General features: G+C 64.6%; 18 protein-coding genes. 13 read left to right on the top strand and 5 right to left on the bottom strand.

Annotated features, from left to right (window positions below):
* Position 1: 1 nt before the first annotated feature.
* The 5 genes from sufU to sufB all read right to left on the bottom strand — a co-directional run bounded on the left by sufU (position 2) and on the right by sufB (position 5,370).
* Complete coding sequence (gene sufU, locus ASC45_RS12495; protein WP_055451364.1) at positions 2 to 475, bottom strand: Fe-S cluster assembly sulfur transfer protein SufU; 474 nt, start codon at positions 473 to 475, stop codon at positions 2 to 4.
* Between the two features lie 2 nt (positions 476 to 477).
* Positions 478 to 1,749 (bottom strand): cysteine desulfurase, encoded by a 1,272-nt coding sequence (locus tag ASC45_RS12490; RefSeq protein ID WP_055451363.1) that lies wholly within the window; start codon positions 1,747 to 1,749, stop codon positions 478 to 480.
* Positions 1,746 to 3,023 (bottom strand): Fe-S cluster assembly protein SufD, encoded by a 1,278-nt coding sequence (gene sufD, locus ASC45_RS12485; RefSeq protein WP_055451362.1) that lies wholly within the window; start codon positions 3,021 to 3,023, stop codon positions 1,746 to 1,748. The genes ASC45_RS12490 and sufD overlap by 4 nt, the downstream gene beginning before the upstream one ends.
* A gap of 79 nt (positions 3,024 to 3,102) precedes the next feature.
* The gene (gene sufC / locus ASC45_RS12480; protein WP_055451407.1) at positions 3,103 to 3,855 is read right to left on the bottom strand and encodes a Fe-S cluster assembly ATPase SufC; all 753 of its coding nucleotides are present in this window, start codon (positions 3,853 to 3,855) and stop codon (positions 3,103 to 3,105) included.
* A gap of 69 nt (positions 3,856 to 3,924) precedes the next feature.
* Positions 3,925 to 5,370 carry a Fe-S cluster assembly protein SufB gene (gene sufB / locus ASC45_RS12475; RefSeq protein ID WP_055451361.1) on the bottom strand — a complete coding sequence of 482 codons (1,446 nt, stop codon included), beginning with the start codon at positions 5,368 to 5,370 and terminating at the stop codon, positions 3,925 to 3,927.
* 402 nt (positions 5,371 to 5,772) lie between these two features.
* Here sufB and ASC45_RS12470 point away from each other — a divergent pair, with 402 nt between their 5' ends.
* The 13 genes from ASC45_RS12470 (at position 5,773) to ASC45_RS12410 (ending at position 21,359) form a co-directional block, all read left to right on the top strand.
* Entirely contained in the window at positions 5,773 to 7,806 is a 2,034-nt protein-coding gene (locus ASC45_RS12470; protein WP_245610057.1) for a type IV pili methyl-accepting chemotaxis transducer N-terminal domain-containing protein, read from the top strand.
* Complete coding sequence (locus ASC45_RS12465; RefSeq protein WP_055451405.1) at positions 7,796 to 8,467, top strand: response regulator; 672 nt, start codon at positions 7,796 to 7,798, stop codon at positions 8,465 to 8,467. The genes ASC45_RS12470 and ASC45_RS12465 overlap by 11 nt, the downstream gene beginning before the upstream one ends.
* Positions 8,468 to 8,553: 86 nt before the next feature.
* The gene (locus ASC45_RS12460) at positions 8,554 to 8,964 is read left to right on the top strand and encodes a hypothetical protein (RefSeq protein ID WP_055451360.1); all 411 of its coding nucleotides are present in this window, start codon (positions 8,554 to 8,556) and stop codon (positions 8,962 to 8,964) included.
* 239 nt (positions 8,965 to 9,203) lie between these two features.
* Entirely contained in the window at positions 9,204 to 10,520 is a 1,317-nt protein-coding gene (locus tag ASC45_RS12455; RefSeq protein WP_055451359.1) for an MFS transporter, read from the top strand.
* 18 nt (positions 10,521 to 10,538) lie between these two features.
* Positions 10,539 to 11,924, top strand: coding sequence for a NarK family nitrate/nitrite MFS transporter (locus tag ASC45_RS12450; protein ID WP_055451358.1), 1,386 nt, complete (start codon positions 10,539 to 10,541; stop codon positions 11,922 to 11,924).
* Positions 11,925 to 11,947: 23 nt separating this feature from the next.
* On the top strand, positions 11,948 to 15,757 hold the full coding sequence (locus ASC45_RS12445; protein ID WP_055451357.1) for a nitrate reductase subunit alpha: 3,810 nt from the start codon (positions 11,948 to 11,950) through the stop codon (positions 15,755 to 15,757).
* A gap of 24 nt (positions 15,758 to 15,781) precedes the next feature.
* Positions 15,782 to 17,305 carry a nitrate reductase subunit beta gene (narH, locus tag ASC45_RS12440; protein ID WP_055451356.1) on the top strand — a complete coding sequence of 508 codons (1,524 nt, stop codon included), beginning with the start codon at positions 15,782 to 15,784 and terminating at the stop codon, positions 17,303 to 17,305.
* Positions 17,306 to 17,307: 2 nt separating this feature from the next.
* Positions 17,308 to 18,063 (top strand): nitrate reductase molybdenum cofactor assembly chaperone, encoded by a 756-nt coding sequence (narJ, locus tag ASC45_RS12435; protein WP_055451355.1) that lies wholly within the window; start codon positions 17,308 to 17,310, stop codon positions 18,061 to 18,063.
* A gap of 4 nt (positions 18,064 to 18,067) precedes the next feature.
* Positions 18,068 to 18,754 carry a respiratory nitrate reductase subunit gamma gene (gene narI / locus ASC45_RS12430; RefSeq protein WP_055451354.1) on the top strand — a complete coding sequence of 229 codons (687 nt, stop codon included), beginning with the start codon at positions 18,068 to 18,070 and terminating at the stop codon, positions 18,752 to 18,754.
* A 15-nt stretch (positions 18,755 to 18,769) separates the two neighbouring features.
* Positions 18,770 to 19,450 carry a peptidylprolyl isomerase gene (locus tag ASC45_RS12425; protein WP_055451353.1) on the top strand — a complete coding sequence of 227 codons (681 nt, stop codon included), beginning with the start codon at positions 18,770 to 18,772 and terminating at the stop codon, positions 19,448 to 19,450.
* Positions 19,451 to 19,475: 25 nt separating this feature from the next.
* On the top strand, positions 19,476 to 20,129 hold the full coding sequence (locus tag ASC45_RS12420; RefSeq protein WP_055451404.1) for a nitroreductase family protein: 654 nt from the start codon (positions 19,476 to 19,478) through the stop codon (positions 20,127 to 20,129).
* Complete coding sequence (locus ASC45_RS12415) at positions 20,119 to 20,808, top strand: carbonic anhydrase (protein ID WP_055451352.1); 690 nt, start codon at positions 20,119 to 20,121, stop codon at positions 20,806 to 20,808. The genes ASC45_RS12420 and ASC45_RS12415 overlap by 11 nt, the downstream gene beginning before the upstream one ends.
* A complete protein-coding gene (locus ASC45_RS12410) occupies positions 20,805 to 21,359 on the top strand; it encodes a nitrate reductase associated protein (RefSeq protein ID WP_055451351.1) in 555 nt (184 codons plus the stop codon). The genes ASC45_RS12415 and ASC45_RS12410 overlap by 4 nt, the downstream gene beginning before the upstream one ends.
* The last annotated feature ends 86 nt before the right edge of the window (positions 21,360 to 21,445 follow it).

The raw sequence follows: 21,445 nt of genomic DNA, 5'->3' as shown, positions 1-21,445 counted from the left end.
GTCAGTTCTCCGTGTCGGTGTTCGCCACTTGCGCGTTGCGGTTGAGCGCGTTGCGCAGCGTATGCCAGGCCAGCAGCGCGCATTTGATCCGCGCCGGAAACTGCTTGACGCCCTCGAGCGCGGCCAGTTTGCCCGCGCTGCCCGGGTCGAGCGGCCTGCCTTCGACCAGCGCGCCGTGCATCTGCCCAAACAGCGCCAGCGCTTCATCGACGCGCTTGCCTTTGACCGCCTCGGTCAGCAGCGAGGCCGATGCGGTCGAAATGGCGCAGCCCTCACCGCTGAACGAGATGTCGCGGATGACGCCGTCGTCGCCGAGCGCGAGTTCGATCTCCACGCGGTCGCCGCACAGGGGGTTGTACCCCTGCGCGACCCGATCCGGGTGCGGCAGATGGCCGAAATGCCTCGGCCTGCGGTAATGGTCGAAGATGACCTCCTGGTACAGATCGCGCAGATCGCCGCTGTCGATCGCGTCCATGCTCATCTCCTGTCGGCGAACATCGCCTGGGCCTGCCGCACCGCGGCCACGAGCGCGGCGACATCCTGCGCGTCGCTGTACACGCCGAACGAGGCGCGCGCCATCGCCGCCACGCCGTAGCGCTGCATCAGCGGCATCGCGCAATGGTGCCCGGAGCGGATGGCCACGCCGCTGGCGTCGGCAATGGTGCCCAGATCGTGCGCGTGCACGCCTTCGAGGTTGAACGCGATCACGCCGATTTTCCCCGGCGCGCGGCCGTAGATGCGCAGCCCCGGTATCTCCTGCAGCGCCTGCTCGGCCTGCGCGAGTAGCACGCGCTCATGCGCCGCGACATGCTCCCAGCCGATGCCCTGCAAAAAGTCCACGGCCGCAGCCAGGCCGATGGCGCCGGTGATGTGCGGCGTGCCGGCTTCGAATCGCGCCGGCGGCGCGGCAAAGGTACTGCCTTCGAAACTCACGGTGTGGATCATGTCGCCGCCACCTTGATAGGGCGGCATCCCGACGAGCAGTTCGGCCCTGCCCCAGAGCACGCCGATGCCGCTCGGACCATAGACCTTGTGCGCGGAGAAGGCGTAAAAGTCGCAATCCAGCGCCTGCACGTCGACGCGCAGGTGCGGCGCGGCTTGCGCACCGTCGACCAGCACAGGCACACCGCGCGCGTGCGCGATGCGCGTGAGCGCCGCGACATCGTTGACCGTGCCGAGTACGTTCGACGCATGGGTGATGGCAAGCAGCCTGGTGCGCGCGCCCAGCAGCTGCGGAAGCCGTTCGAGGTCAAGTAAGCCATCGTCCGAAATCGGCATGACGCGCAGCCGCGCGCCGACGGATTCGCATACGAGCTGCCACGGCACGATGTTGGCGTGATGTTCCATCGCCGAGATCAGCACCTCGTCGCCAGCGCCGAGCCGCGGGCGCAGAAAGCTCGCGGCGACCAGGTTGATCGCCTCGGTGGCGTTGCGCACGAAGACGATTTCGTCGGCGGATCGAGCGTTGACGAAACGCGCCACCGTCTGCCTGGCCGCCTCGAAGGCGTCGGTTGCGCGTTGCGACAGCGCGTGCACGCCGCGGTGGATGTTGGCGTAATCGCGGCTGTCGAAGGCGGACATCGCATCGATCACGGCAAGCGGCTTGAGGGCGCTGGCGGCACTGTCCAGGTAGGCCAGGCGCCTGCCGCGCACGGTCTGCGCCAGCGCTGGAAACTGCGCGCGCAGCGCGGCGAAGTCCGGGCCGAAGTCCTGGACGGACTTGATGTGTTGCCTGTCGCGCGCGTTCATGTGTCCTCCTTGAACGAGGCCGATTGCGCCAGACCCAGCGCAGCGAGCTGCGCGCGTACCGCTGCCGTCAGCGGCGCTAAGCCGAGGTCGGGCAGAACCTGCGTCACGAAGCCCTGCACCAGCAGTTGCCGCGCCAGCTCGGGCGCGATGCCTCGCGCAGCGAGGTAGAACAGCGCTTCGGCGTCGAGCTGGCCAACGGCGGCGCCGTGACTGCACTGCACGTCGTCGGCGTCGATCTGCAGCTGCGGCCGGGTATCGACCTCGGCGCCGGGAGACAGCAGCAGGTTGCGGTTGATCATCGCCGCGTCGGTCTTGTCCGCCCCGGGCAGCACATCGACGCGCCCGGTGAAAACCGCATGCGCGCTGTCGTCAACCACGGTGCGCACCTGGGTGCGGCTGCTGCCGCGCGGCATGCGGTGGGCGATGCGCAGGTGCACGTCGCCATGCTGCGCGCCGCGAAGCACGGCACAGGCGCGCAGTTCGGTCGCGCAGCCCGCGGCCGACTGCTCGACCACGCATTCCTGCCGCGACAGCGCCGCACCCGTCACCAAAGCCTGTGCGCCGAACCGGCTGTCCTCGGCCTGCGTGACGTGCAGTTGCGACACATGCACCGCTTCCAAACCTTCGCGCTGCAGCCGCACGTGATCGAGCCTCGCCCTGCGGTCGAGTGCGACGCTGCAGACCTCGCTGGCCCAATACCCGGGTGTCTCGGCCAGCACCAGATGCTGCACGATGAGCTGCGCCTGGGCGCCCGTGCCGAGGCGCACGCGGTGGCGCAAATGGCTGCCGCCTGCGCGCGTTTGCACCGTGACGATGAGCAGCGGCGCGGCAAGGCGCATGCCTGCGGGCAGATCGAGGTCGATGCCGCCTGCGGCGAACATGCGGTTGAGCGCGTCGAACGCGTCATCGGCTGTGGGGGCGAGCAGCGCTGCGTCCGCCGCCTGCGCGCCCGTCCACACCCGCAACCCATCAGGCAGTTCCTCCACGCGCGACAGTGCCGGGTCGAACCGGCCGTCAATGAACACCAGTCGCGTGCAGTTGTCGCTGTCGATGGCGCCGATCGCGCTCAGATCGGCTGCGGAAACCACGCGCGACGGCGCATCCGCCACCAGCGGCAGCGCGTCGAGCGCACGCAGCGCGGTGTATTTCCAGTCTTCGTCGTGGCGCGTGGGCAGACCGCGCTTGCGCAGCGTTTGCGCCGCTTGCTGCCGTTGACGATCCAAGGGCGGCGGCGCGGGCAGGCGCGCGAACGCCTGCAGCAGGGCATCGACCATGCTCACTGCACTACCTCCTCGCTACGCTCGACTCCCCGAGGGAGTTGAGCGCCATCTTCGGGCGGCCGTGCGATGGCGATCATGGGATGGCCTCCGCCTGCAGCCAGCCGTAGCCTTCTGCGGCGATGCGCCGCGCCAGTTCAGCCCCGCCGCTGGCGACGATGCGCCCGCCGAGCAACACGAGCACCCGATCGGGGACGATGAGTTCGAGCAAGCGCTCGTAATGCGTGATGAGCATAAACGCACGGTCTGGCGCGCGCATCGCGTTGACCCGGTCGGCGACGGTCTTGAGCGCATCGACATCCAGCCCGGAGTCGGTTTCGTCGAGGATGGCCAGCCGCGGTTCGAGCAGCGCCATCTGCAGCATTTCATTGCGCTTCTTTTCGCCGCCGGAAAAGCCTTCGTTGACCCCGCGTTGCAAAAAGCTCTCGTCCATGCCGAGCGCCCCCAGCTGGCGCCTGACGAGCTGCAGAAACTCGATCGCGTCGAGCTCGGGCAGACCGAGATGCTTGCGCCGCGCGTTCACCGCGCCTTTGAGCAGGTAGATGTTCGCCACCCCGGGGATTTCCACCGGGTACTGGAACGCGAGGAACAGGCCTCGGCGCGCGCGCTCTTCCGGCGGCAGCGCCAGCAGATCGCTGCCGTCGAACTGCACGCTGCCGGCTTCGACCTGGTAGAGCTCGCGCCCGGCGAGCACCTGCGCCAGCGTGCTCTTGCCCGAGCCGTTGGTGCCCATCAGCGCGACCACCTCGCCCGCGCGTAGTTCGAAATCCACCCCGGCGAGCACGGGCTTGCCCTCGACACTGGCGCGCAGCCCGCGCACGGCGAGCAGCGGCGCGGCATGCGGCGCGGAGAGGGCAGAGGCTTTTTCGGACATCATCATCCTTTCCTTTTTTCGGCGTCAGCCGACAGCGCCTTCGAGGCTGACGCCCAGCAGCTTCCGCGCCTCGACGGCGAATTCCATCGGCAACTGCTTGACCACTTCCCGGGCGAAGCCGTTGACGATCATCGCCACCGCGTCCTCGGCAGAAATGCCCCGTTGCATGCAGTAGAACAACTGGCCTTCCCCGACGCGCGAGGTCGTGGCCTCGTGCTCGACCTGCGCGCCGGGGTGGCGCACCTCGATATAGGGAAAGGTGTGCGCACCGCAATGCGCTCCGATGAGCAGCGAGTCGCACTGGGTGTAATTGCGCGCGCCCGCTGCCTTGGGCAGCACCTTGACCAGGCCGCGGTAGGTATTGCTGCCATACCCGGCGGAAATGCCTTTGGACACGATGGTGCTGCGGGTGTTGCGGCCAATGTGGATCATTTTGGTGCCGGTATCGGCCTGCTGGCGGTGGTTGGTCAGCGCCACCGAATAAAACTCGCCGACCGAATCGTCACCGCGCAGCAGCACGCTCGGGTACTTCCAGGTGATCGCCGAACCGGTTTCAACCTGCGTCCAGGAAATGCGCGAACGCGCGCCGCGGCAGTCGCCGCGCTTGGTGACGAAGTTGTAGATGCCGCCCCTGCCGTCCTTGTCGCCGGGATACCAGTTCTGCACGGTCGAATACTTCACCTGCGCGCCTTCGAGCGCGATGATCTCGACCACTGCGGCGTGCAGCTGGTTCTCGTCGCGCCGCGGCGCGGTGCAACCTTCTAGGTACGACACCTGCGCTCCCTCGTCGGCAATGATCAGCGTGCGCTCGAACTGCCCGCTATCCTTGGCGTTGATGCGAAAGTAGGTGGACAGCTCCATCGGACAGCGCACGCCCTTGGGAATGTAGACAAAGCTGCCGTCGGTGAACACCGCGGAGTTGAGCGCGGCAAAGAAATTATCGCCCGGTGGCACGACCGAGCCGAGGTACTGCCGCACCAGATCCGGATGGTTCTGCACCGCCTCGGAAAAGGAGCAAAAAATGATGCCCAGCGCCGCCAGTTTGTCTTTGAACGTGGTGGCCACCGACACCGAGTCGAACACCGCATCGACCGCAACCCCGGCCAGCGCGGCGCGCTCGTGCAGCGGGATGCCGAGCTTTTCATACACCCGCAATAGCTCGGGATCGACTTCGTCCAGGCTTTTCGGTGCCTTGGCCAGCTTGGGCGCGGCGTAATAGTGGATGGCCTGGTAGTCGATCGGCGGATGATGGATCTTGGCCCAGCCGGGCTCGGTCATCTGCAGCCAATGGCGGTAGGCCTTGAGCCGCCACTCGAGCAAAAAATCAGGCTCGTTCTTTTTGCGCGAAATCAGCCGGATGATGTCTTCGCTCAAGCCCTTGGGCGCAAGATCGGCATCGATCGGCGAGACGAAACCAGCCTCGTAGTCGCGCTGCAGAAAGCGTTCGAGTGCGGCGTTGCTCTTGCTCATGGTCGGTTCCTGGGCGAAATCCTGGGTGGATGAAACCGGGTGGATCAAACGACAGGCGGCTCACGCAGAACCAGCATTCACCGCGACGTCAGCGGGGTGGACGGCCGCCAGCCGCGCCTCAAGTCGGGCGGACGCCAGAAACTGGGCGGAAGCGCTGATCATGTCGAAAACCCCGTGGATGTGTCGCGCAACTGAACTGGTAATATTTTTACCACTCTGAACGGGTCGATGCAATGACCCTGAAGCCGACGGAGACTCTAGGAGCCAGTCGGGCTTGGGGCGCGGAAGGCGAAAAATGGGTATGCGGATGCCTTATGTGGTGTCATAGGGCGGCGGGTTTGCAGCCCGCAAGCCGCAGCTCAGGGGCAAAAAGCCGCTGCCGCAGGGCTTTGCTGTGCCATTTTGCAGCCCGCGATCCTCAAGCTCGACAGACTCCTAAACGTCGACAATGCTCCTGCCGAAGACGACAATGCCCGCAAACTGCTTGCTCCTGAAGTGATGAACTTCCGCTGGACACTCACCGCCAAGATCGCCCTGTTCTCCGGCGTCTTTCTCTTGCTGTCGCTGCTGTCGGTGGGGGCGACTTTGTGGATTTCCTGGAATCTTGAAGGCGGTGCGGCGGCAGTGAATGTGGCGGGACAGCTGCGCATGCTCAGCTACAAAACGGCGCTGACCGCCGCGTCGCACGATCCGGCGCAACTGGGCGTTGAATTGCAGCGCATCCAGCGCAACCTCGACTTGCTGCGCAACGGCAGTCCGTCTCGACCTTTGCGCGTTCCTTGGGACGGCACCATACGCGAGCGCTTCGATGTGGTGCAGCAGCAGTGGCAGAGTCTGCAGCCGCGGTGGCAACAGGCGCCGCTCGGCACCGCCGTGCCCCGGCAGGAGGTCGATCGGTTCGTCGCGCTAATCGATGCGTTTGTCAGTGCCATCGAGCACCGACTCGATTTCTGGACCACCGTGCTGCACGGGTTCCAGATGGGACTCGCTGCGCTGGTGGTGATCGGCGCGCTGCTGATGTTTTACGCCGCCTATCTGTTCGTGCTCGACCCGGTGGGCAGGCTCAGCCGTGGGGTGCAGGCGCTCGGACGAGGAGATTACTCGGCGCGGGTCGACATCACCTCCAGCGATGAGCTTGGGGAACTCGCCGTGGGTTTCAACCGCATGGCCGGGCAGCTGCAGTCGGTCCACCAAGACCTCGAAGCGCGCGTGCAACAAAAAACCGCCGCATTGCAGACCGAACAACATCGGCTCGCCGCGCTCTATCGCATCAGTGCCTTGGTGTCCACGGCCCAGAATCTCGAAGAACTGGCCAAGGGCTTTACCGCAGCGATCCAGGAGATTGCCGCTGCCGATGCGGCCATGCTGCGCTGGGCGGATGAAACCGCGCAGCGCTATGCGCTGCTCGCGGCACAGGGCATGCCGGCCGAGATCACCGAGGCAGAGCGTTGCCTGCTCGCGGGCAATTGTCATTGTGGGCTGGCGCAAGCGGGGGCCGGGCCTCAGGTCGTGCGCTTTGGGCCGCCGATGAGCGAGGCCTCGACAACGCCGGACGACGTCTGCGTGCGCGAAGGCTTTGCCACCTTGGTGAGCGTGCCGGTCTCGGTGCAGCAGCGGTTGCTGGGCGAGATCGACCTGTTCTACCGCCGCGAGCACACGCTCGCCCCGGAGCAACGCACCCTGCTCGAGACTCTCGCAGGCCACCTCGCCACGGCGATGGAAAGTCTGCGCAGTGCGGCGCTCGAGCGCGAGGCGGCGGTGGCCCGCGAGCGCGCCTTGCTCGCGCGCGAACTGCATGATTCCATCGCGCAGGCGTTGGCGTTCATGAAAATTCAGCTGCAGCTTCTGCGCTCGGCGATGAAATCGAACAATGCGCAGCGGATCGAGGCGAGTGTCGATGAACTGGACGCCGGGGTGCGCGAGAGCCTGGCCGATGTGCGCGAGCTGCTGCTGCATTTCCGCACCCGCACTCAAGATCAGGACATCGAGCCCGCGCTGCGCAGCACCCTGCAGAAGTTCGAACTGCAAAGCGGCGTGCCGGTTGAGCTGACCTTCAACGGCCACGGCCAGCCGCTCGACCCCGACGTTCAGGTGCAGGTGCTGCATGTGGTGCAGGAAGCGCTGTCGAACGTGCGCAAACATGCTCACGCCAAGACCGTCAGGGTCGAGGTGAGCAGCCTGCCGCGCTGGCGTTTCGAGGTGGCTGACGACGGCGTCGGCGCCGACCTTCAAAACATGCCCGCGGACGCCCAGGCCCACGTCGGGCTGCATATCATGCGCGAGCGCGCCAGCCAGATCGGCGCCACGGTGAATATCGACTCGCACCCTGGCCGCGGAACCCGCGTCGTGCTCGAACTGCCCGACAGCTTCAGCGATGGCGGCGCCGTCCGCAGCCTGGCTGCGCCCAACCCCGCCGAACCCGCCCATGCCGCCTGACATTCGTATCCTCCTGGTCGATGACCACCCCCTGTTTCGCCGCGGCATTGGCGCGCTCATCGCCGCCGAACCCGGGATGAGCGTGGTGGGCGAAGCCGCCGACGTCGGCGAGGCGCTGCGCCTGAGCACGCAACTGCAGCCCGATGTCGTGCTGCTGGACAACCACCTGCCCGGAGTGCGCGGCGTCGATGCGGTGCAGAGCATCCGGCAAAGTGCCGCGAATACACGGGTGCTGATGCTGACCGTCAGCGACGACAGCGCCGACCTCGCCGCGGCGTTGCGGGCGGGCGCCAGCGGCTACCTGCTCAAGACCAGCGAAACCTCCGAACTCGTGGCGGCGATTCGCCGGGCTGCGCACGGCCAGATCGTGATCGGTTCGGACATGGCGCCGAAACTGGCGCAAGCCATGAGCCATGAGGATCAGCAAGCGCCCGCCGTTACGCCGCCTTCCGCTGTCGAGGCGCCGTCCGACCTCACCGCGCGCGAGCGCGAAATCGCCGCGGCCATCGCCCATGGGGCCAGCAACAAGCAGATCGCGCGCGAACTCGACATCGCTGAAACCACGGTGAAAGTGCATGTGCAAAACATTCTGCGCAAGCTCGAACTCACTTCGCGGGTGCAGATCGCGGTGTACGCCAGCGAGCGCGGCCTGGCGGACTGATGAGCTGAGAGCCAATCCGCCTCTCCCGCTCATGCCGCGCCGCATTCATTCCCAGCTTCTGACCTCCCAACCCCAAGGAGCACTCGATGGACATCGCGAGTTTCGCCGACCTGCTGCACGCGGCAAGAGCGCAGAACGAGCCCCAGCGCCTGCTGTTCATCTTTGCCGCAGCCGAGTTGCCGGATGACGCAACCAAGACGCAACAGGAGCGCTTTCTGGCCAAAAGGGGAGGAGCGCTGACGCCGGTTGTCTATGTGGACAAATCCCCTGACGAGATCGGCACCTTCGTCGATCTCGTCGAAGAATCGAACCGAATGGGCGTGCGCTGGGACATCGTGTTCGTCACCAGCATGCCCGCTCAGGGCGGCTATCCGCCAGACAGCGAACAGATCGAGCAGACCTTCGCCCGCCTGATCGAGATGATCCGCCTCGGGCAGATCGACAGTTTCCTGCCCTTTGACCGCGAGGGCGACATCGTCCGCCTGTATCAGCGTTAGCGTTTTGCGGGAAGGGGTTGAGTTGGCCGAAATGACTGATTGACATCACTCGTCGGTTCGATTCTTAATGACCGTGGCCACGTTGGCGAGGGCTATCGGATTCCGAAGGTCGTAGTTCTTTTGAACGATGCCCCAGCCGACGCGCTCGTTCGTTCGCATGTTACTCTTAGTCCGCAGACGAATGTTCTAAACGACGCACGACACCTAGAGTTTCAGGTGTAACGTGAAGGAGTTTGATCATGAGCGCGAGCGCGCAGCAACACAATCGCCAGGCCTGGTCGGTGCTGATCGTCAGCACCTGGGCCTTCACCGTGTGCTTCATGGTGTGGATGATGTTTGCCGTCATCGGCATTCCCATCAAAAAGACCCTGGGGCTGAACGCCACCGAATTCGGCCTGCTCACCGCCATGCCGGTGCTCAGCGGCTCGCTGGTACGGGTGCCGCTGGGCATCTGGACCGACAAATATGGCGGGCGCATCGTGTTCGCCGCGATCATGGCGGCCACTGTCATCCCCATCTGGCTGCTGGCGTATGCCACACAGTACTGGCAATACTTGGTCATCGGCCTGTTCATTGGCCTGGCCGGCGGCTCGTTCTCGGTGGGGACGCCCTATGTCGCGCGCTGGTTTCCGAAAAGCCGTCAGGGTCTGGCGATGGGCATTTTCGGCGCGGGCAATTCCGGCGCGGCGGTCAACAAGTTTCTCGCTCCGGCGCTGGTCGTGAGCTTCGGCTGGACCATGGTGCCGCATGTCTATGCCGCCGTCATGCTCGGCACGGTCATTCTGTTCTGGCTGTTCAGCCACCACGACAAGAGCCATGTGGTGCAGGGCCAGACCAGCTTCATGGATCAGCTCAAGGCGCTGCGCGACCCCGGCGTGCTCAAGTACAGCCAGTACTACAGCATCGTGTTCGGTGGCTATGTTGCGCTGGCGCTGTGGATGGTGCAGTACTACGTCGGCGAGTACAAGCTCAGCCTCCCCGTGGCCGCAATGCTCGCCGCAGCCTTTTCTCTGCCGGGCGGGGTGTTGCGGGCGGTGGGCGGCTGGCTGTCCGACAAATACGGCGCGCACAGCGTGACCTGGTGGGTGCTGTGGGTGAGCTGGGTGGCGCTGTTCCTGCTGTCCTATCCGCAGACGCAGTTCACCGTGCAGACCACTGACGGCCCGAGCACATTCCATATCGGCCTCAATGTCTATACCTTCACCGCGCTGATGTTCATCCTCGGCATCGCCTTCGCCTTCGGCAAGGCCAGCGTGTTCAAGTACATCGCCGACGACTATCCGACCAATATCGGCACGGTGTCGGGCATCGTCGGTCTGGCTGGCGGCATGGGGGGCTTTCTCCTGCCCATCATGTTCGGCGCACTGCTCGACCTCACCGGCATCCGCTCTACCGCTTTCATGCTGATGTACGGCGTGGTCTCGGTGTCGCTGGTGTGGATGTTCTTCACCGAAGTGCGGCGCAAAGATGTGTTCAAGCCCGGCTCACCCAACGCAGCAAAGCCGAGCGCGGGCGGTTCGATACAGAGCCAGCCGGCAGGCCGCGTTCAACACTGAAATCCCAGGAGAGTCAACATGTCCAGTCATGTGATCAAACATTGGAACCCGGAAGACGCGGCCTTCTGGAAGAGCGAAGGCCAGATGGTTGCCCAGCGCAATCTATGGATTTCCATCCCGGCATTGACCCTCGCCTTCGCGGTGTGGATGGTGTGGTCGGTGGTCGTCGTCAAGCTGCCGCAGGTGGGGTTCAAGTTCTCCACCAACCAGTTGTTCTGGCTGGCCGCGCTGCCCGGCCTGTTCGGCGCCACGCTGCGCATTTTCTACAGCTTTATGGTGCCGATTTTCGGCGGCAGGCGCTGGACGGCGATTTCCACTGCCTCGCTGCTGCTGCCCGCGCTGGGCATCTATTACGCGGTGCAGAACCCGAATACGCCGTATGAGATCTTCGTCATCCTGGCGCTGCTCAGCGGTTTTGGCGGCGGCAACTTCGCCTCGTCGATGGCGAACATCAACTTCTTCTTTCCCAAGGCGCAGAAAGGCCTGGCGCTCGGGCTGAATGCCGGTCTGGGCAATCTCGGCGTGTCCATCGTCCAGTTCATCGTGCCGCTGGTCATCACTGCGGCGATCTATGGCGTGCTTAGCGGCGATCCGCAGACTGCGGTCGCCAACGGCAAGTCCACCCAGCTCTGGCTGCAGAACGCCGGTCTGGTGTGGGTGCCCTTCATCATCGCCGCCACGCTGGCTGCGTGGTTCGGCATGAATGATCTGGCGGAGGCCAAGGCTTCGTTTGCCGATCAGGCCGTCATTTTCAAGCGCAGCCACACCTGGATCATGAGCTTGCTCTACACCGGCACCTTCGGCTCGTTCATCGGCTATTCCGCCGGGTTCCCGCTGCTGATCAAGTCGCAGTTTCCCGACATCGTCGCACTCGACTATGCCTGGCTCGGCCCCTTCGTCGGCGCTCTCATTCGCCCGGTCGGTGGCTGGCTGGCGGACAAGCTCGGCGGCGCCCGCGTGACCTTCTGGAACTTCATCCTCATGGCGCTGGGTGTCGTTGCTGTGCTGTATTTCCTGCCCCATGGTGGCGTGGGTGGAAACTTCACCGGCTTTCTGGCCGCCTTCATTCTGCTGTTCGCCACTGCGGGCATCGGCAACGGCTCGACCTTCCGCATGATTCCGGTGATCTTCCTCACCGATCGCAAGCGCGCTGCGCAAGGCCAGGGCCCGGCCGCACAGGAGCAGGCGGTCAAAGACGCCAACAAGGAGGCAGCCGCGGTGATTGGCTTCACCTCCGCCGTCGCGGCCTATGGCGCCTTCTTCATCCCGAAGAGCTATGGCACCTCGATTTCCATGACCGGCGGTCCCCAGGCTGCGCTGTACGGCTTCATCGCCTTCTATGTGTTGTGCGTGCTGGTCACCTGGTGGAACTACAGCCGCAAGAACGCCCCCATGCCCTGCTGATCCCTGAATCCAAGGAGACCGATATGAGTCACTTTCTCGACCGCCTCACCCACTTTGCCAAATCGCGCCAGAAGTTCGCCGATGGGCACGGCGAAGTCACCACCGAAGACCGTACCTGGGAAGACGCCTATCGCGGCCGCTGGCAGCACGACAAGATCGTGCGCTCGACCCACGGCGCCAACTGCACCGGCTCTTGCTCGTGGAAGATTTACGTGAAGGGCGGCATCGTCACCTGGGAGACGCAGCAGACCGACTATCCGCGCACCCGTCCCGACATGCCCAACCACGAGCCGCGCGGCTGCCAGCGCGGGGCTTCGGCGAGCTGGTATCTCTATTCGGCCAACCGGGTGAAGTACCCCATGGTGCGCGGCCGTCTGATGAAAATGTGGCGCGAAGCGCGCAAGACCCTCGACCCGGTGGACGCCTGGGCCAGCATCGTGCAGGACAAGGCCAAGCGCAGCGAATACCAGAAATTGCGCGGCATGGGCGGCTTCGTGCGCGCGCATTGGGACGAGGTCAACGAGATCATCACCGCGGCCAACGTCTACACCATCAAGACTTACGGCCCGGATCGCATCTACGGCTTCTCGCCGATTCCGGCCATGTCGATGGTGTCGTATGCCGCGGGCTCGCGCTACCTCAACCTGATCGGCGGCGTGCCGGGCAGCTTCTACGACTGGTATTGCGATCTGCCCCCGGCCTCGCCGCAGGTGTGGGGCGAACAGACCGACGTGGCCGAATCGGCCGAGTGGTTCAACTCCAACTACATCATGGCCTGGGGCTCGAACGTGCCGCAGACCCGCACGCCCGACGCGCACTTCTACACCGAGGCGCGCTATCGTGGCGCCAAGACCGTGGCGGTGTCGCCCGACTATTCCGAAGTCGCCAAGCTCAGCGACGAATGGGTGCACCCCAAGCAGGGCACCGACTCCGCTCTGGCCATGGCCATGGGCCATGTGATGCTGCGCGAGTTTCACTTCGGCGAACACAAGTCGGATTACTTCATCGACTATTGCCGCAAATACACCGACATGCCGCTTCTGGTGCGGCTGGAAGAGCGCGAGATTACCGGGGGCCGCAAGGTACTGGCCGCCGACCGCTATGTACGGGCCAGCGATTTCGCCGACAAGCTCGGCCAGGCCAACAACCCCGAGTGGAAGACCGTCGCGCTGAACGCCGACGGCAAGGTCGCGCTGCCGCATGGCTCGGTCGGCTTTCGCTGGGGCGAGCAGGGCGACATGGTGGGCAAATGGAATCTGGAAGCACGCGACGCACTTGACGGCTCCGACACCCAGCTCGCCCTCAGCCTGATCGACATGAAAGAGGGCGTGGCCGAAGTCGGCTTCCCCTACTTCGGCGGCGTGCCCGCCGAGCATCACCCCGGCAATGTGCAGGACGACGTGCTGGTGCGCAAGGTGCCTTACCGCGTGCTGCAACTGGTCGACGCCGAAGGCCATGCGCAGGACGTCAAGGTGGCCTCGGTCTATGACCTGATGGCCGCGCATTACGGCATCGACCGTGGCCTGGGCGATGAGCCCAATCCCTGCGCCAAGAGCTATGCCGACAACGTGCCGTACACCCCGGCATGGCAGCAGCCCATCACCGGCGTTCCGGCCGATGTGGTGGTGCGCATCGCTCGCGAGTTCGCGACCAACGCCCACAAGACCCACGGCACCTCGATGGTCATTCTGGGCGCGGGCCTGAACCACTGGTACCACATGGACATGCATTACCGCGCCATCATGAACATGCTGATGATGTGCGGTTGCATCGGTGTGCCCGGAGGCGGTTGGGCGCATTACGTCGGCCAGGAGAAGCTGCGTCCGCAAACCGGCTGGACCGCCCTGGCCTTCGCGCTGGACTGGGGGCGCCCGCCACGGCAGATGAACTCCACCAGCTTTTGGTATGCCCACACCGACCAGTGGCGCTACGAAAAGCTGGGCGTCGACGAAATCCTCTCGCCTCTGGCCGACCCCAAGGCATTCGGCGGCAGCATGATCGACTACAACGTGCGCGCCGAACGCATGGGCTGGCTGCCCTCAGCGCCGCAACTGCAGACCAACCCGCTGCATCTGGCGCGCGACGCCGCGGCGGCGGGCATGTCCCCGAAGGACTACGTGGTCAAGGGACTGAAGGACGGCAGCCTGCGCATGAGCTGCGAAGACCCGGACAACCCGGTGAACTGGCCGCGCAATCTGTTTGTCTGGCGCTCCAACCTGCTGGGCTCGTCGGGCAAGGGCTCGGAGTACTTTCTCAAGCATCTGCTGGGCGCGCAGAACGGCGTTCTCGACACGGAACTGAGTGCCGCCGACGGTCGCCCGCACGAGGTGCAGTGGCACGACAAAGCGCCCGAGGGCAAGCTCGACCTGCTTGTCACGCTGGACTTCCGCATGAGCACCACCTGCCTGTTCTCCGACATCGTGCTGCCGGCAGCCACCTGGTACGAGAAGAACGACCTCAACACCACCGACATGCATCCGTTCATCCATCCGCTGTCGGCTGCGGTCGATCCCTCGTGGGAGGCGCGTTCGGACTGGGAGATCTTCAAGGGCTTCGCACACAAGTTTTCCGAGGTCTGCGTCGGCCACCTCGGGGTGGAACAGGACGTGGTGCTGACCCCGCTGATGCACGACACCCCTGCTGAACTCGGCCAGGCCATGGCGGTGCGCGAATGGAAAAAAGGCGAATGCGACCTGATCCCTGGCAAGACCGCGCCGCAGATCACCGTCGTCGAGCACGACTACCCCAACACCTTCAAGCGCTTCACCTCGCTTGGCCCGCTGATGGACAAGGTGGGCAATGGCGGCAAGGGCATTGCCTGGAACACCGAAGACGAAGTCAAGGCCTTGGCCGAGCTCAATGGCACCGTGTCAGAGGACGGCGCCACCAAGGACCGCCCGCGCATCCTGACCGACATCGAGGCAGCCGAGACCATCATGATGCTGGCGCCGGAGACCAACGGCCATGTGGCGGTCAAGGCCTGGGAGGCGCTGTCCAAGATCACCGGGCGCGACCATACGCATCTGGCGATTCCGAAGGAGCACGAGAAGATCCGCTTCCGCGACATCCAGGCGCAGCCGCGCAAGATCATCACCTCGCCCACCTGGTCGGGCATCGAGGACGAGAAGATTTGCTACAACGCCGGCTACACCAACGTCCACGAATACATCCCGTGGCGCACGCTGAGCGGCCGCCAGCAGTTCTATCAGGACCATGCCTGGATGCTGGCCTTCGGCGAGGGCTTCGCCAGCTATCGCCCGCCGGTCAACCTCAAGGCGGTGCAACCGGTGCTGGGCAAGTTCGGCAACGGCAACAAGGAAATCGTGCTGAACTGGATCACCCCGCATCAGAAATGGGGCTTCCACAGCACCTACACCGAAAACCTGATCCTGCTCACCCTGAGCCGGGGCGGCCCGTGCGTATGGATTTCGGAAGACGACGCCAAGGTGGCTGGCATTGTCGACAACGACTGGATCGAGGTGTTCAACGCCAACGGCGCGATCGCCGCACGCGCCGTGGTCAGCCAGCGGGTCAAGCCCGGCATGGCGATGATGTATCACGCGCAGGAGCGCATCGTGAATACCCCGGCCTCCGAAGTCACCAAGGCGCGCGGCGGCATCCACAACGCCGTCACCCGCATCGTCACCAAGCCCACGCACATGATCGGTGGCTATGCCCAGCAGGCCTACGGCTTCAACTATTACGGCACGGTCGGCGCCAACCGCGACGAGTTCTGCATCGTGCGCAAGATGGACAAGGTGGACTGGATGGACGAGCCTGTTGGCCCGGCGTACAGCCACGAGCGCCCGCACCACATCGAACCGCAAGCCTGACCCCACGCCCCCAGGAGAAACACAATGAAAGTTCGCGCCCAGATCGGCATGGTGCTCAACCTCGACAAATGCATCGGCTGCCACACCTGTTCCGTGACCTGCAAACAGGTCTGGACTTCGCGCCCAGGCATGGAATACGCCTGGTTCAACAATGTCGAGTCCAAGCCCGGCATCGGTTACCCCAAGGAATGGGAAAACCAGGACAAGTGGAAAGGCGGCTGGATCCGCACAGCGGGCGGCAAGCTGCAGCCGCGCCAGGGCTCGCGCCTGTCCATCCTGATGAAGATTTTCGCCAATCCCAACCTGCCGGAAATCGACGCCTATTACGAGCCCTTCACCTTCGACTACGAGCATCTGCACAAGGCCCCCGAGCTGAAGGCGGCGCCCACGGCACGGCCGCGCAGTCTGATCAGCGGCCAGCGCATGGAAAAGATCGAATGGGGGCCGAACTGGGAGGAGATTCTCGGCGGTGAGTTCGCCAAACGCAGCCGCGACGCCAACTTCGAGGCGATGCAGAAGGAGATTTACGGCGAGTTCGAAAAGACCTTCATGATGTACCTGCCCCGGCTGTGCGAGCACTGCCTGAACCCGGCCTGCGTGGCCTCCTGCCCATCGGGAGCCATCTACAAGCGCGAGGAAGACGGCATCGTGCTGATCGACCAGGACAAGTGCCGCGGCTGGCGGATGTGTGTCTCGGCCTGCCCGTACAAGAAGATTTACTACAACTGGGAAAGCGGCAAGTCGGAGAAGTGCATCTTCTGCTATCCGCGCATCGAGGCTGGGCAGCCCACGGTGTGCTCGGAGACCTGCGTAGGCCGCATCCGCTATCTGGGCGTGCTGCTGTACGACGCCGACCGCATCGAAGAAGCGGCCAGCGTGGCCAATGAGAAAGATCTGTACGAGGCGCAACTCGGCATCTTCCTCGACCCGCACGACCCGCAGGTCATCGCTCAGGCACGGCGCGACGGCGTGCCCGATGCCTGGCTCGACGCAGCCCGCCGCTCGCCGGTCTACAAAATGGCGATGGACTGGAAGATCGCCCTGCCTCTGCACCCGGAATACCGCACCCTGCCGATGGTGTGGTACGTGCCGCCGCTGTCGCCCATCCAGACCGCGGTGCAAAGCGGCATGGTCAGTGACCACGGCGCCTTGCCCGACGTGTCCCAACTGCGCATTCCGTTGCAGTACCTCGCCAATCTGCTCACCGCTGGCGACACCGCGCCGGTGCAGCGCGCGCTCGAACGCATGCTGGCCATGCGCGCCTACATGCGCGGCAAGCATGTGGACGGGCAGGCCGATGTCGCTGCCATCGAGCAGGTCGGCATGCCGGCCGACAAGGTGGAGGACATGTATCGCATTCTGGGCATCGCCAATTACGAAGACCGCTTCGTCATTCCCACGGCGCATCGCGAATATGCCGAAAACGCCTTCGATCTCAAGGGTTCCTGCGGTTTCACCTTCGGCAACGGTTGCTCCGACGGCGAGTCCGCGCCTTCGCTGTTCAGCGGCAAGAAGCGCCGCACCTTTGCCATCAAAGCGGAGATGTGATCATGCAAGACCTATCCCGACATCTGCGCGCCCTGGCGTTGCTGCTCGACTACCCGGGCGAAGGCTTGCAACCGCATCTGGCCGAGCTTGACGCGTTGCTGCGACCCCTTGAGCCCGCCACGCCACAGACGCGCGAATCGCTGCAGGCTCTGCTTGCCCACATGGCCGAAACCGATCTGATGGACCTGCAGGCCGAATTCGTCGACACCTTCGACCGGGGTCGCAGCACCTCGCTGAACCTGTTCGAGCATGTCTTTGGCGACTCGCGTGATCGTGGTCAGGCCATGGTCGATCTGCTGTCGCAATACAGGGAGGTCGGGCTCGATCTGCAAGCCAGAGAGCTGCCCGACTACCTGCCGGTCTATCTTGAATATTGCTCGGTTCTCGACACGAGCGCGGCGCGTGAAGCGCTGGAAGAGGTCGCGCTCCTGGTGGCGCATCTCACTGCCGCGCTCGACCGTCGGGAATCACCGTGGATGGCTGCCACTGCAGCAGTCTGCCGCCTTGCGGGGAAGGCAGACTGGCGCGATCTGATCGAGCACGATGCCGCGCAGGAGATGCGCTCACCCACGCCCGGCCCGCGCGATGTGCGCAAGGAAGGGCTGCCACCCGACTGGACGCCCGCGGGCCTGGACGCCGTATGGGCCGAGGAGCCCGTCGACTTTCTCGGCGCCTGCAATCCGCAACACACGGTGCCTTCCGTGCAGACCGTGCAATTCATCCCGCGCGCCACGCAGCCGCAGTCGCAAGGAGTTTGACATCATGAACTGGAACGACTTTTTCTTCGGCGTGTACCCCTACATCGCCGGCACCATTTTCCTCGGGGTCAGTCTGGTGCGCTTCGACCGTGACCAGTATCTGTGGCGCAGCGAATCGAGCCAGATGCTGCGCACCGGCACCCTGCGCTGGGGGTCGAACCTGTTTCACATTGGCATCATCGGCCTGTTCTTCGGCCATCTGTTCGGTCTGCTCACTCCATTGGCATTTTTCGAAGCGCTGGGGCTGGAGCCGCACGACAAGCAGATCATCGCCATGGTCACTGGCGGTGCTCTGGGTGTGCTGATTTTCATCGGCCTGGTGCTGCTGATCTGGCGCCGCCTGTCCGATCCGCGCATCGCAGCCAACACCAAGCCCATGGACTGGGTGACGCTGCTGTGGATCCTGGCCACCCTGCTGCTCGGACTGTCGACCATCTTCGTCTCGGCGCAACATACCGACGGCGCCGAAATGCTCGAGCTGATGGACTGGGCCAAGCACATCGTCACCTTTCAGGGCATCCAGGCAGCTGGGTACATTCAGAACGCCTCGTGGCTGTTCAAAGTGCACATCTTCTTCGGGCTGACGCTGTTCCTCATCTTCCCCTTTACCCGATTGGTGCACATCTGGAGCGGATTTGCCTCGGTGGGCTATCTGCTGCGCCCGTGGCAACTGGTGCGCAGCAAACGCTGATCAAGGAAGGCCATCATGAACACTACACAGATACCACCCATGCCCGAAGTCGAGGCCGCGCTGGCCCGCCTGCGCCAGCGCGCTGCCGAGCTCGGTCTTGCGCCGCAGGATGATGAAACCCTGCTCGAAGCCGTGCTGCAGCACGATGTGCAAACTCCCGAGCCCGGCGAAGAGGAATGCAGGCGCTACTACGCCCAGCACGCCGATGCATTGCGCCAGGGCGACATGGTCGAGGCCGATCACATTCTGTTTGCCGTCACGCCGTCCACCCCGATCGACGCGCTGCGCGTCAAGGCCGAAGACACCCTCTATGCCCTGATGGCTGATGCCAGCGGCTTTGCCGAAATGGCGCGCGGTCTTTCCAACTGCCCGTCGGGGCAGGTCGGAGGCAATCTGGGGCAACTTACCGCCGACCAGTGCGTGCCCGAGTTCTGGAAGGCCTTGATGGAATTTGGACAACCGGGCCTGCTGCCCCACCTGGTGCGGACGCGTTTCGGATTGCACGTGGTGCGCATCGCCCGCATCGCACACGGACAGCTGCCGCCGTTCGAGCATGTTCATGCGCAGATCGCGCAGGCGCTGCGGCAGCAATCGCTGGTGCGCGCGCTGCAGCTGTATGCCCAGGATCTGCAGGCTCATGCGGAACCCGATGCGGAGACCGCTGATGCCGTGGCCTGCCCGGCGCCTGTCCACTGAAAGCGCACGCGGCAAGGAATACCCCATGTCCGATTCCATGCTTGCCGACCCGTCGGTGCCGGTCGCAGACCGGCACAGCGAGGTCGCCGATCTCACCGCCACGCTGATCCGCACCCGGCAGCAGCGCGCTCCCAGACGGCTGTTCAGCCCCGGCCCGAGTGCGGCGCAGGTGCAGTCCTACTTCGAAGCCGCAGCGGCGGCACCCGACCATGGGCAAATCCTGCCCTGGCGCTTCGTCGTGGTGCCCGTGCAAGCCAGGGCGGCGCTTGGCGAAGTGTTTGCCCAGACCTTGCTGGAGCGTGATCCCAGTGCGAGCGAGAAGGAACTCGCCGAAGCGCGGGACAAGGCTCATCGCGCACCCTTCGTCGCCCTGGCGATCGTTCGCGAGGGGGCGGACGATCATCCCGAAATTCCCCTGGCTGAGCGGCTCGTCTCGCTGGGGTGCGCGCTGCAGAACATGCTGCTGAGCGCGCACGCCGATGGTTTCGGCTCCGGGCTGGTCAGCGGCCAGTCGATGCAAACCACGGCGTTGCGCCGCTTGTTCGCGCTGCGCGACCACGAAAGCGCGGTGTGCTTCATCGCCATCGGCACCGTAGGCCGCAGCAAGCCCATCCGCCCGCGCCCAGCGCCGGACAGCTTTGTCAGCTTTCTGTCCATCGAGGACGACCATGCCCGATGAATTCCTCACCCGGCTGCGCCGCTTCCATACCGACAGCTTTCCGGCGTATCAAACGACCTTTGAAAACCTGGTGCACGACGGCCAACGCCCGAGCACCCTGTTCATCGGCTGCTCGGACTCGCGCGTCTTGCCCTATTTGCTGACCGGGGCAGGTCCGGGGGAGCTGTTCCTGGTGCGCAACGTCGGTGGCTTCGTGCCACCGTTCGACGGCAGCTCGGGCTATCACGGCACGGCCGCAGCGATCGAATATGCCACGCTGAATCTGGGCGTTCAGCGCATCGTGGTGTGCGGACACAGCCATTGCGGCGCCATCCGTGGCCTTTACGGCGAGACCTGCGAGGAAGCGCACCATCTCAAGGCCTGGCTGAATCTGGGCAGGGATGCCATGCTGCCCGTGGCCGAACCCAGCCCCGAGGCGTTGCGGCGCACCGAGCAGCGCGCGGTCATTCTTCAGCTCGAACGCCTGATGGACTACCCCATGGTGCGACGCCGCGTCGAGGAGCGCAGGCTGACGCTGCACGGCTGGCATTACGTCATCGAAGACGGACAGGTGGATGTCTTCGATGTGCAGAGCGGGCACTTCATTCCCGCGTCCAAATCCCTGCACAGCGGTACCGGGCCCTACGTCGACCCGCCCGCCGATGCGGGAGAGCAGGCGGTCGCGCCGCAAGTGCCGTGAATGCCGTTGTCGCCTTCACTGCCGTACGCCCTCACGAGGCCACGCCGTTCTTGCCCGCGCAAGAGAGGGCGCTGATCGCGCAGCGGCTGTTCGCTTTCGAGGCGGACTACGCGACATCGCTGTGCTGCATGCCCATGATCGTGCGCTACCAGCTCGATGTCTGCCGCATCAAGTTGTCGCTGCATCAATGGCAGAGTTTCAGTCTCTTCACGCGGGCCCGGCTCATTCTCGACGGCACAGACCATCCTGCGACGCGCCGCCGCTACCTCCGCCGCCTGCTCACAGCCATCGCGCGTGAAGCCGGTTCCGCAGCTGTCAGAATGCCGCTGCCGCAGGCAAGAGAAATATGGGAGCAAGCCGCGCCGCCACAGCGGGTGTTACAGAACGCGGCCGACAAGGGCATCGCCCTCGATGGACCGCGCCAATGGGCCGATCTCACCGCTCTGCAGCGCTTTACCCTCTACAAACTCACTCGACCCGGACATGAGAACCGCAACTTTCCTGCGGCGCTGCGTGAGTTCGGGTTGAGCGCGAAGCGGTCATGCCCCTGAGAGCGTTCCACCTAAAGGGGCCGCCGAGCTGATTTAGCTCTGACCAGAGACACTTTGACCTGAACTTCTGCGCCCCCGCCTGCGTG

It is taken from the genome of Thiomonas bhubaneswarensis (genome assembly GCF_001418255.1).
GTDB lineage: Bacteria > Pseudomonadota > Gammaproteobacteria > Burkholderiales > Burkholderiaceae_C > Thiomonas > Thiomonas bhubaneswarensis.
This window is presented reverse-complemented; position numbering and strand designations above follow the sequence as displayed.

Bases quoted from the DNA above. Each gene is read 5' to 3' on its own strand.
- sufU (WP_055451364.1), bottom strand. From the start codon at position 475: ATGGACGCGATCGACAGCGGCGATCTGCGCGATCTGTACCAGGAGGTC.
- ASC45_RS12490 (WP_055451363.1), bottom strand. From the start codon at position 1,749: ATGAACGCGCGCGACAGGCAACACATCAAGTCCGTCCAGGACTTCGGC.
- sufD (WP_055451362.1), bottom strand. From the start codon at position 3,023: ATGGTCGATGCCCTGCTGCAGGCGTTCGCGCGCCTGCCCGCGCCGCCG.
- sufB (WP_055451361.1), bottom strand. From the start codon at position 5,370: ATGAGCAAGAGCAACGCCGCACTCGAACGCTTTCTGCAGCGCGACTAC.
- ASC45_RS12465 (WP_055451405.1), top strand. From the start codon at position 7,796: ATGCCGCCTGACATTCGTATCCTCCTGGTCGATGACCACCCCCTGTTT.
- ASC45_RS12460 (WP_055451360.1), top strand. From the start codon at position 8,554: ATGGACATCGCGAGTTTCGCCGACCTGCTGCACGCGGCAAGAGCGCAG.
- ASC45_RS12455 (WP_055451359.1), top strand. From the start codon at position 9,204: ATGAGCGCGAGCGCGCAGCAACACAATCGCCAGGCCTGGTCGGTGCTG.
- ASC45_RS12450 (WP_055451358.1), top strand. From the start codon at position 10,539: ATGTCCAGTCATGTGATCAAACATTGGAACCCGGAAGACGCGGCCTTC.
- ASC45_RS12445 (WP_055451357.1), top strand. From the start codon at position 11,948: ATGAGTCACTTTCTCGACCGCCTCACCCACTTTGCCAAATCGCGCCAG.
- narH (WP_055451356.1), top strand. From the start codon at position 15,782: ATGAAAGTTCGCGCCCAGATCGGCATGGTGCTCAACCTCGACAAATGC.
- narJ (WP_055451355.1), top strand. From the start codon at position 17,308: ATGCAAGACCTATCCCGACATCTGCGCGCCCTGGCGTTGCTGCTCGAC.
- narI (WP_055451354.1), top strand. From the start codon at position 18,068: ATGAACTGGAACGACTTTTTCTTCGGCGTGTACCCCTACATCGCCGGC.
- ASC45_RS12425 (WP_055451353.1), top strand. From the start codon at position 18,770: ATGAACACTACACAGATACCACCCATGCCCGAAGTCGAGGCCGCGCTG.
- ASC45_RS12420 (WP_055451404.1), top strand. From the start codon at position 19,476: ATGTCCGATTCCATGCTTGCCGACCCGTCGGTGCCGGTCGCAGACCGG.
- ASC45_RS12415 (WP_055451352.1), top strand. From the start codon at position 20,119: ATGCCCGATGAATTCCTCACCCGGCTGCGCCGCTTCCATACCGACAGC.